Here is a 10,387-nt window from a genome sequence, read left to right as displayed (position 1 = left end):
ACCCGCCCCGATCTGCCTTGCAACCCGGACCAGCCGGTCAGATCGGGGCTGGTCGTTGTGCCGTGTGGCGGGTCAAAGTGACATTTCTATTTTGCTCACTGGCGGACATTTCAACATGGCCGCCACAACGGATAGCGGTCCCCAGCGCCGTTGATGTTCCAGCGTTCGCTCAGCGTGCCTTCTGAAAGCTCTGTCGGTAGCTGCGCGGTGTCATGCCCTTCAACGCCAGAAACTGTCGATTGAAATTGGCGAGCGAGGTGTAGCCCGCAGTCTCGGCAATGTGCGCAATCGGACGCGTGCTGGCGGAAAGCATCGCGCAGGCTTCGCCGATCTTCAGCCGCATGATGTAGTCGGTGATCGAAAGCTGTGTGTGGCGCCGGAACAACCGATGCAGCCCCGACGAGCTGAGTGCAGCTACATCGGCAAGCTCCGTCAGCGACGGGCTCGAGGCGTAGTTGAGATGAATGTAGTCGAGCACACGGTCGATCCGCGTGCGGTCTGAACCGGCCGCCGCAGGAACGCTCTTTGCGCTTGCCAGCGGATCGGCCTCACTGTCCTGAGCCAGGATGTTCAGAACCTGCATCAGGCAAAGCAGTCGCTCGTCCGCCGGACGCGTGAAGAGATCTTCGATCAGCGGGCGAGCGCGCACTGCATTAGCAGGCGTGAATTTAAGCCCGGTTGAGGCCCGTTCGACCATCGCCGTAACCGCCCCAAGCTCGACGAAGGTTTCCGTCATCGCCCTCGCCCATTCCGGCCGGAACCACATCACCAGCGCGACATGCGGCTTGTCTGGGTCGATCTTCTCGGTCGAACTCCAGCTGTGTGGGAGGTTCGGGCCGATCAGCACCAGGTCGCCGTCGTCATAGCTGCCGATGTGGTCGCCGATAAAGCGCTGGCCGCGTGAATTGAGAGTCAGGGTCAGCTCAAGCTCGGGATGATGATGCCATTGAAACGGAATCGCGTCATCGAGCCTGCGGTTCAGCATGGCCCAGGATGTGCCCGGTAATGGCTGCAGCTTCTCGAGAAACGGCTTCATCGTGACAGTTTTTGGATCAGAACGCCAGAATAGTATCAGAGCCGGCTCTGGCAGTACAACTTCCCTGCCCGCGCTGCACTAGGATTTTCTGCAGCAAACGCAATTGAGCGGAGGAGATCATGGCGCACGCAACCGACCTTAAGAAGGATGCCCACCCGACATCGAAGAATGTCACGACGCAATTGAAGGATATCGAGAAAAAACTTCCGCTCCGTGTCCTCGGCGAAGACGATTGGCAGCACTGGATCACCAAGGGCTATGTGATCGTGCGCAATGCCGTGCCGCAGGAGAACGTCCAGCGGCTGACGGATATTCTTTGGGAGTTCGACGAAAAGGATCCCAAGGATCCGTCCACCTGGTACGCGCCTCAGCGACGCGACCACATCATGAAGGAGCTAAACGGCGCCGGCATGGTGGAAATCTACAATCACCAGTACCTGTGGGATAACCGGCAGATGCAGCGCGTCTACGACGCCTTTGTCGACATCTGGGACCGGGAGGATCTGTGGGTCGCCATCGACCGCGCCAATCTCAATCCGCCGAAGAAGACGCCAGGCAATCCCAACGGCTTCATCCATTGGGACAGCGACACCTCGCTGCGCCCTCTCCCGATCGGCGTCCAGGGCGTCCTTTCGCTGGTTAAGCAGGATGGCGACATCGGCGGCTTCCAATGCATTCCCGAGTTGTTCGAGAATTTTGAGAAGTGGGTGAAGACCCAGCCCGCCGACCGCGATCCGCATCATCCCGACCTGACCGGCCTGACGATTACCAATATCGAGATGGAGCCGGGCGATCTTATGATCTTCAATACGCTTCTCGCGCATGGCGTGCGGCCGAACCACTCGAAAGACCGGGTGCGCATGGCCCAGTACATCTCGATGTTCCCGGCTGACGAGGAAGATGCCGACGAACGCGCGGCCCGCATACACTCTTGGCGGGAGCGCGAGGCTCCCAAGCGCGCCTCCTATCCCGGTGACCCGCGTGATTGGGAGAAGAAGAACGCCAAGGTAGCCGAGCTGAGCGGATTGGGCCGCAAACTGCTGGGCCTCGATAGCTGGCAATAAACGTGACTGCGGCGGATTTGCGTAAAATGCAAAGCCGCCGCAGGTTACGCAGAGCCAAAAGGCTATCCGGCTCGATCAGGCTTTGCCGTCGACGAAGCGGTCATAGTCGGAGACTAGCAGGTGAAGCGGCGCCTCGTCCTCCTCGACATTGGAAAAGCGTCCGATCGGATCGACGAAAACATTGTCGGTCAGGTCGTCATTGACCGTCGAAACCTCGCCGATCAGCACGTCGGCACCCTCGGCCCAGAACGCGTGCCAGACACCTGGCAGCAGGGTCACGCTCTCGCCCGGATCGAGCTTCAACAGCCCGCCGGCCGGCAGTTTGCGGATCACGCCGTCAGTAGGCACTTCGACTTCACGATGGCGGTCGATGTTCCCCTCCTCGTCCGGCATGAAAAGCTCGAGCACGAGCTTGCCGCCGCCTCGGTTGATGATGTCCTCCGCCTTCACATTGTGCCGATGCATCGGCGAGAGCTGGTGTTGGCGCGTGATCATGATCTTTTCGGCATAGAGCATGCCGCGACCGCGCGAGAGGTCCGCTGCGCTGCCGTTGCGCACGGTGAACAGGAACAGGCCAAGCTCATCATACTTGCCCTGACCGTAGTCGGTAATGTCCCAGCCGAGACGGGAATCGACGATGCCAGCGGGCCGACGGCTCTTCAGTTCCTCGGGCGACCAATAGGCAAAGGGCGGCATGACATAGCCGAAGGAACGGATAAACGCGTCCCCTTCCCGGATGATTTCGTTGACGCGGGAGCGCTTCATTTGGCGAATCCTTCGTGCTTGCTGGCGTTCAGGCTTGATGCGGAAATTCGGTACTTTGTCGTCCATCGTTCGCCGGCGCTGAATGCGCGTCCTGGCGACAAGCTGCTTGGCCGATGTGGTGCAAGGGCGGTGTCGTCGAAAAATGCCCGCACGGGTTCTATGCCGATTCCGCGAAAGCGGTTCGACCAGGGCGATGCGCTACGCCCGTGGTTCGAAAGCCAGATGACGAGCGAGGGAAAGTCGCCGGCATTCCAGCTGAGCTCCACTCGGTAGCCGTTATCCGGGTAGGTGAGGCATGTGCAGCCGGGCACGCCGGCCAGGAGCAGGATCTCTTCTCCCAAGCCGGCGGGAGGGGACGATAGGTCAATTGCGCCCTCGCCCGTCAACGGTACGGCATCGAGCCGCGCGAATTCGGCGGCCGGTTTTAGCCGGGACGCGCCCGGCTCAAAAACCTTCGGAAAAGTGTAGCCGCGCGCAAATGCGCCCGGGTCGAGCTGCATACGGCGCCCCTCGCCTGCAAGCTTGAATATCGGATGCAGGCCAACGGGCAGAATGCAGTCTGTCCGAGCTTCTGCCGTCAATTCCAGGGAGACCGTGGCGTCACCCCGGACACCTTCAATCCGCCGCTCAAGACGCCTGATCGGATGAGACTTCGGATAGTCGATCGCGAGTGTGATGGCCTCTGCCGAGCGTTCTATGACGTGCCACTCATTGTCAGTGCCGAAGCCGTGATGGTGTGGATCGATCTCGGTCGTGCCGAATGGCACGCAAGGCCATTCGCCGCCCAGTTGACGCAGATGGGCCGGGAATGATTCATTTCCAGCCACTTCTGGCTCGCCGATCCATGGCGCCTCTGCCAACGGTTCTATCGTCGAACCGTTGTCCAGTTGGAGAGCCAGATTGTGCAGCGCGGCACCAACGGCAAAGACGTCCGCGTGGCCCCGGTCCCATGAAATCCGCCAAACGGGTTCGTGCGAACCTGCGAGACCGTTCAGGTGCGTGCTGACAAGAGCGTTGCTACCAGCCGATGACACTTTCCGATCCTCAGACGATCCGCAGCCCGCTCGCGGGGTCGAAGAACACCGCCTTGTCGAGATTGAAGGCGAGCTTTGTCTTCTTGCCGGCGGCGACATTGGCGTCGGCGCGCAGGCGTGCCGTGACATGCTTGCGGCCCAGCCGCGTGACGGCGAATGTGTCGGAGCCGGCCGGCTCCACCACCTCGATCAGGCATTCGCTCTCGGCGACATTCGCTGCATTGCGGTCGGCGCCGTCGCGGTCCGTCAACGCTTCGGGCCGAATGCCGAAGATGACTTCCTTGCCGTCATGCGCCGACAAGCCCGCCGGTGCATTGGGCACACCGAGAACGAGCGGGTCCTGTTCCTCGCGGGGTGTCGAGATCGAAACGCCCGACCCGTTCCGCTTGATCGTCACCGGGATGAGGTTCATGGCCGGCGAGCCCATAAAGTCAGCGACGAAGAGATTGGCTGGATTGTTGTAGATTTCGGCCGGCGTGCCGGATTGCTGCAGCACCCCGTCCTTCAGCACGGCAATCTTCGTGGCGAGCGTCATCGCTTCGATCTGGTCGTGCGTGACGTAGACGATGGTTGTGCCCATGCGGTGGTGCAGCCGCTTGATTTCGGTGCGCATGTCGACGCGCAGCTTGGCGTCGAGGTTGGAGAGCGGCTCGTCGAACAGGAAAACCTGCGGCTTGCGCACAAGAGCGCGGCCAATGGCGACACGCTGACGCTGACCACCGGAAAGCTGGCTCGGCTTGCGGTCGAGCAGGTGGCCGATCTGCAGCATCTCGGCCACGGTGGCGATGGCCTTGTCCCGCTCGGGCTTCGCCACGCCGCGGATTTCCATGCCGAAGCCGATGTTTCCGGCGACAGTCATGTTCGGGTAGAGCGCGTAGGACTGGAACACCATGGCGATGTCGCGCTGCGAAGGATGCAGCCCGTCGATCGCCTTGCCGCCGATGCTGATCGAGCCGCCGGTGATGGCCTCCAGTCCGGCGATGGAGTTGAGCAGGGTCGACTTGCCGCAGCCGGAGGGCCCGACGAGGACCAGGAAACCGCCCTCCTCCACCTCGAGATCGATGCCTTTCAGCACCTTCACATTGCCAAAAGTCTTTTCGAGATTGCGGATTTGCAGGAAGGACATGCTCTAACCTTTCACCGCGCCGGCCATGAGGCCACGCACGAAATATCGGCCCGACACTATGTAGACGAACAGCGTGGGCAGCGCCGCCAGGATCGCGCCGGCAAAATGGACGTTGTATTCCTTCACGCCGCTCGAAGAAGACACGAGGTTGTTCAGCGCCACAGTCATCGGCTGCGACTTGAAATCGCCGAACGACGCGCCGAACAGAAAGTCGTTCCAGATGTTGGTGAACTGCCAGATGACCGTCACCACGATGATCGGTGCTGACGACGGCAGCAGGATGCGCCGGAATATCTGGAAGAAACTAGCGCCGTCGATCTGGGCGGCCTTCACCAGTTCCGTCGGGAACGCGGCGTAGTAGTTGCGGAAGAACAGGGTCGTGAAGCCGAGGCCGTAGGCCACGTGGACCAGCACCAGCCCGCGCGTCGTGCCGGCAAGGCCGAGCATGCCGAGGATGCGCGCGGCGGGAATGAGCGCGATCTGGAACGGGATGAAGCAGGCCAGAAGCATCAGCCCGAACACCAGATTGTCCCCGCGAAAGCGCCATTTGGTCAGGACAAAACCGTTCAGAGCGCCCAGCAGCGTTGAGATTGCGACGGCGGGCACAGCCATCAGGATCGAGTTGATGAAATAGGGTTTCAGGCCGGTTGCCTGCACCCCGATCTGCGCCGTCGACCAGGCGGTGTACCACGGATCGAGCGTGAACTCCCGCGGCAGGGCCAGCATATTGCCCTCCCGGATCTCGGAGAGCGGCTTTACCGAGTTCACGATCATCACGTAGAGCGGCAGCAGGTAGTAGATCGCAAACAGGATGAGCACGATGTAGATCAGCCCGCGTGCGAGCTTGTTGACCTGTGTTGCGTTGTCGGCCGACGGCATGCTCATTGGCGCGGCCCTCCCCGCAGTTCCGTATAGAGATACGGGATGATGATGGAGAAGATCATGATCAGCATGATCATTGCCGACGAGGCGCCGATGCCCATCTGGTTGCGCGTAAAGGTGTAGGAATACATGAAGGTCGCAGGCAGTTCGGTCGCCTGCCCCGGCCCGCCGCCGGTCAGCGCTACGACAAGGTCGTAGGACTTGATGGCAAGGTGGGCCAGCACCACAAAGGCCGACAGGAACACCGGCCGCATCAGCGGGATGATGATGCGTCGGTAGATGGTCATGGTCGAGGCGCCGTCGATCTGGGCGGCCTTGATGATCTCATTGTCGACGCCGCGCAGGCCGGCCAAAAACATCGCCATGACGAAGCCGGACGATTGCCAGACGGCAGCCATGACCACGGTGTAGATCGCCAGGTTCCTATCCTTGATCCAGGTGAAGGAAAAGCTCTCCCAGCCCCAGAGGTGCATGGTGTGCTCTAGCCCGATTCCGGGGTCGAGGAACCATTTCCAGGCGGTGCCGGTGACGATGAAGGACAGCGCCATCGGATAGAGATAAATCGGGCGCAGGAAGCCTTCGGCGCGGATCTTCTGATCGAGCAGGATGGCCACGAACAGCCCGAGCACCGAGCACACGACGATGTAAAGCGTGCCGAAGATGGCCAGATTGGTCAGCGCACGCCACCAGTGCGGAAGCTGCCAAAGCTTGGAGTAGTTTTCGAAGCCCACCAGCCCGTAGGACGGCAGCATCTTCGAATCCGTCAACGACAGATAGCCGGTGTAGAGGATGAAGGCATAAACGAAGAGCAGGATCATCGCGAAGCTGGGGGCTAGCACCAGCTTGGGTACGATCGACTGCAACTGATTGCGTGTCGGCATGTCCGCTACCCCGCAAACGGCGTGATGCGATCACGCATTTGCGTTGGAAAAACAGAGGCATCCAGGCGAATTTTCGCAAAGCCTCTGAGGTTACCGGCGGGCGCGGATGCGCACCGCCGGCAGGCTCATATCGTTACTTTGCAGCAGCGACGGCAGCGGCGAGTTCGGCGGGCGCCTCGTCGGTCGACAGGTCGCCGTTGAAGTGACGCGTGATCACGTCATACATGGCGTTCTTGATCGACGCCGGCACGGCATGGCCGTGAGCCATGGAGCCGAACAGCGTGCCCTTCTCGTTGGCTTCGGCCAGGTCGGCCATGCCCTTCTTGCCGCAGTCGTCGAAGGCGGTGTTCGGCACGTCGGTGCGGGCCGGAACCGAACCCTTGACCACGTTGAAGGCCGACTGGAACTTCGGGTCCTCGATGGCCGAAGCCATCATCAGCTGCGCCTTCTGCTTGTCCTCGCCCACCTTGAACATCATGAACTGGTCAGAGTTGAAGGTGACTGCGCCCTGCGTGCCCGGGAAGCGGATGCAGACGAAGTCGGCGCCCGGCTTCTGGCCGGCCTTGAGGAACTCGCCCTTGGCCCAGTCGCCCATCATCTGCGCGCCGGCCTTGCCTTCGATGACCATGGCCGAGGCCAGGTTCCAGTCGCGGCCGGAGAAGTTATCGTCCACATAGGAACGAAGCTTCGCCATGCGAGTGAAGGCTTCCTTCATCTTGTCGCCGCTCAGCGCAGCTGGATCGAGGTCGATCATCGAAGCCTTGTAGAAGTCCGTGCCCAGCGACAGCACGACCGCGTCAAACAGGGTCGCATCTTGCCAGGGCTGACCGCCATGGGCGAGCGGCGTGATGCCGTTTGCCTTCATCTTGTCCAGCATGGCGACGAATTCGTCCCAGTTCTGGGGCTCCTTGCCGCCGGCGGCGTCGAGCGCCTTCTTGCTGATCCACACCCAGTTGGTGGAGTGGACGTTCACCGGTGCGGCAATCCACTTGCCGTCATATTTCGAGAAGTTCTGCAGCGCGGTCGGGATCACCTTGTCCCAGCCTTCCGCATTGGCGACTTCGCTGAGGTCACCCACCACGCCCTGCTTGGCCCAGTCGGTGATGTCGAAGCCAAGTGCCTGCACGGCTGTCGGCGGGTTGCCTGCGGTGACGCGGGCGCGCAGTGCGGTCATCGCCGCTTCGCCGCCGCCGCCGGCAACCGGCATGTCGGACCAGGTGACGCCCTTCGATTCCAGATCCTTCTTCAGCACGTCCAGCGCCGAGGCTTCGCCGCCCGACGTCCACCAGTGCAGAACTTCGACGTTATCGCCAGCCTTGGCCGCGCCCGAAGTCAGGGCGATGAGCGCCGCACCGACGGCAAGCTTCGTGATCGTACGCAATGACATTGAATCCCTCCCAGGTTGCTTGGCGGCAATATCGCCAGCTGTGAATTTATAACGATATAAATCGGACTTGTGTCAAGCTGCGAGGCGACAATGGCCGCGCCTTATCGGCAGTCCCTTGAATTACATGACCTAAATGGACATAAGGTGTGGAAATCGGCTGCCTTTCCAGGCGACATGATCCAATTTATAACGTTATAAATGCACCGACGGATGCGCTGCGGGTACAAGAGGCACGGCCGATGGACGGTTCCGACAGAGGCGGAAAACGGGAGAACGGAGAGGCCTCGGCGGTAAAACCCACGCTGCGGACCATCGCCGAGCTCACCGGCCTGGCCGTGACAACGGTTTCGCGGGCACTCGGCGGCGCACCGCAGATCGCGCTGGAAACCCGGCAGAGGGTACAGCAAGTCGCCGAGGAAATCGGCTACCTGCCCGATCGCGCGGCGCAACGGCTCCGCACTGGCCGCACCAACGTGATCACGCTCGTGCTCGATCCTCACGAGGAAATCCTCGGCTTCAGCACGTCCCTGATTCGAGGACTGACCGAAGCGCTTCGCGACACGCCGTATCATCTCGTGGTCACACCGCATTTCGCCAATGTGCCGAGCATCGACCCGGTGCGTCGCATCATCCGCAATCGAATGGCGGACGGGGTCGTCTTCTCGCGCACGGAACCGTTCGACGAGCGGGTCAAATTGCTGCTCGAGCACGATTTTCCATTCGTCTGCCACGGCCGCACCGAACTTGGCACGTCGCATCCATACGTCGATTTCGACAATTTCAGCTTTGCGTATGAGGCCACAAGGCGCCTGATCGCCAATGGCCGCAAGCGTCTGGCGATCATTCTGCCGCCGCGTCGTTTCACCTTTTTCCAGCACATCCAGTATGGCTTCATGACCGCCGTGCGCGAAAGCGGGGTGGCGTTCGAGGTCATCGACGACGTGGACCTCGACAGTTCCGCCGGCGCCATCCGAGCAAGTGTATTCGCTCGCATGGCGCTGGCCGACCCGCCCGACGGTTATGTCTGCGGCGGTGAAGTTTCAGCGCTTGCGGTGATGGCTGCGCTCAGCGACCGCGGCCTCAAGCCCGGCGCCGATGTCGGCATCGTCGCCAAGCAGACATCCGGGCTCTTCGACCTCGTCCGGCCGCAGGTCGACACGATCTATGAGGATATCACCGACGCCGGGCTCCAGATGGGGCGGATCCTGCTTGCCGCATTGGGCGGGGCGGACACCGCCGACCTTCAGATATTGCAGTCACCCAAGCTCAATTTCATTGCGGTAAGCTGAGCAATCGGCTTTAACGCCCTGGTCGTTGACGATTTCGGCGCGGCCGTTCCCTGCCCGTCCGTCGACGGTTCGCCTCAATATCTCGGGCCAGGCTATGAAACCTTCCAAGGACATCTCGCGTCTCATCGAAATCATGGCGGCTCTCCGTGCGCCTAACACTGGCTGCCCGTGGGACATCGAGCAGAATTTCGAGACCATCGCGCCCTACACGATCGAGGAAGCCTATGAGGTTTCGGACGCAATTGCGCGCGGCGATTTCGACGACTTGCGCCTGGAACTGGGCGACCTCCTGCTACAGGTCGTCTATCACGCGCAGATGGCACAAGAGATCGGCGAGTTCGACTTCGGCGACGTTGTCGAGGCCGTCACCACGAAGATGATCAGGCGCCACCCGCACGTATTTGGCGATGAAGAGGCTCGTAGCGCCGGCATGGCCAAGGGAATGTGGGAGCAGATCAAGTCCGTAGAGAAGGCCGAGAAGCGGGCCACTCGTCTTGCGCGGGGGCTTGACCCCGAAGATCACGGCAAGGGCTTCCTTGACGGCATTCCCGTTGCCTTCCCTGCCCTGACCAGAGCGCTGAAGCTGCAGGAAAAGGCTGCCCGGGTCGGATTCGACTGGAAAGAGGCCGCACCCATCCTCGACAAGATCGAGGAAGAGATCGGCGAGTTGCGCGAAGCCATGGGCAAGGCCGACAAGGCCGCCATTCAGGACGAATTCGGCGATGTGCTGTTTGCGCTGGTCAATTTCGGCCGGCACCTGCACATCGATTCAGAAGCCGCGCTGAGCGGCACCAACGACAAGTTCCGCAAGCGTTTTCATCACGTGGAGCGCGAACTGGAGGTCGCAGGACGCAGCCTCGACGAAGCAAGCCTTGATGAAATGGAAGCGCTCTGGCAGCAGGCAAAGAAAGCGAAATAGGGCT

General features: G+C 61.2%; 10 protein-coding genes. 3 read left to right on the top strand and 7 right to left on the bottom strand.

What is annotated here, in order from left to right; genetic code table 11:
* Nucleotides 1-169: 169 nt before the first annotated feature.
* A complete protein-coding gene (locus C7I85_RS16525; RefSeq protein WP_181257202.1) occupies nucleotides 170-1,036 on the bottom strand; it encodes a helix-turn-helix domain-containing protein in 867 nt (288 codons plus the stop codon).
* Nucleotides 1,037-1,155: 119 nt separating this feature from the next.
* Here C7I85_RS16525 and C7I85_RS16520 point away from each other — a divergent pair, with 119 nt between their 5' ends.
* Nucleotides 1,156-2,100: a phytanoyl-CoA dioxygenase family protein gene (locus C7I85_RS16520; RefSeq protein ID WP_106725080.1), complete on the top strand. Its 945-nt coding sequence runs from the start codon at nucleotides 1,156-1,158 to the stop codon at nucleotides 2,098-2,100.
* 75 nt (nucleotides 2,101-2,175) lie between these two features.
* Here the strand turns inward: C7I85_RS16520 and C7I85_RS16515 are convergent, their stop codons facing one another.
* From C7I85_RS16515 to C7I85_RS16490, 6 genes are all read right to left on the bottom strand, one after another.
* The gene (locus tag C7I85_RS16515) at nucleotides 2,176-2,865 is read right to left on the bottom strand and encodes a D-lyxose/D-mannose family sugar isomerase (RefSeq protein WP_106725079.1); all 690 of its coding nucleotides are present in this window, start codon (nucleotides 2,863-2,865) and stop codon (nucleotides 2,176-2,178) included.
* Nucleotides 2,862-3,899, bottom strand: a complete 1,038-nt coding sequence (locus C7I85_RS16510) for a hypothetical protein (protein WP_106725078.1) — start codon at nucleotides 3,897-3,899, stop codon at nucleotides 2,862-2,864. Before C7I85_RS16510 ends, C7I85_RS16515 begins: the two co-directional genes overlap by 4 nt.
* Before the next feature lie 10 nt (nucleotides 3,900-3,909).
* The gene (locus tag C7I85_RS16505; protein ID WP_106725077.1) at nucleotides 3,910-5,025 is read right to left on the bottom strand and encodes an ABC transporter ATP-binding protein; all 1,116 of its coding nucleotides are present in this window, start codon (nucleotides 5,023-5,025) and stop codon (nucleotides 3,910-3,912) included.
* 3 nt (nucleotides 5,026-5,028) lie between these two features.
* Nucleotides 5,029-5,910 carry a carbohydrate ABC transporter permease gene (locus C7I85_RS16500; protein ID WP_106725076.1) on the bottom strand — a complete coding sequence of 294 codons (882 nt, stop codon included), beginning with the start codon at nucleotides 5,908-5,910 and terminating at the stop codon, nucleotides 5,029-5,031.
* On the bottom strand, nucleotides 5,907-6,788 hold the full coding sequence (locus C7I85_RS16495) for a carbohydrate ABC transporter permease (protein WP_106725075.1): 882 nt from the start codon (nucleotides 6,786-6,788) through the stop codon (nucleotides 5,907-5,909). Before C7I85_RS16495 ends, C7I85_RS16500 begins: the two co-directional genes overlap by 4 nt.
* A 133-nt stretch (nucleotides 6,789-6,921) precedes the next feature.
* Nucleotides 6,922-8,175 carry an ABC transporter substrate-binding protein gene (locus C7I85_RS16490; protein WP_106725074.1) on the bottom strand — a complete coding sequence of 418 codons (1,254 nt, stop codon included), beginning with the start codon at nucleotides 8,173-8,175 and terminating at the stop codon, nucleotides 6,922-6,924.
* A gap of 239 nt (nucleotides 8,176-8,414) precedes the next feature.
* Here C7I85_RS16490 and C7I85_RS16485 point away from each other — a divergent pair, with 239 nt between their 5' ends.
* Both C7I85_RS16485 and mazG read left to right on the top strand, forming a co-directional pair.
* Nucleotides 8,415-9,464, top strand: coding sequence for a LacI family transcriptional regulator (locus C7I85_RS16485; protein WP_106725073.1), 1,050 nt, complete (start codon nucleotides 8,415-8,417; stop codon nucleotides 9,462-9,464).
* 94 nt (nucleotides 9,465-9,558) lie between these two features.
* Complete coding sequence (gene mazG, locus C7I85_RS16480) at nucleotides 9,559-10,383, top strand: nucleoside triphosphate pyrophosphohydrolase (protein ID WP_106725113.1); 825 nt, start codon at nucleotides 9,559-9,561, stop codon at nucleotides 10,381-10,383.
* Nucleotides 10,384-10,387 lie beyond the last annotated feature (4 nt).

The sequence above is a fragment of the Pseudaminobacter soli (ex Li et al. 2025) genome (genome assembly GCF_003012705.1).
In the GTDB taxonomy this organism is placed as follows: domain Bacteria; phylum Pseudomonadota; class Alphaproteobacteria; order Rhizobiales; family Rhizobiaceae; genus Pseudaminobacter; species Pseudaminobacter soli.
The sequence above is the reverse complement of the archived record's forward strand: the minus strand, read 5'-3'. Positions and strand labels throughout refer to the sequence as shown.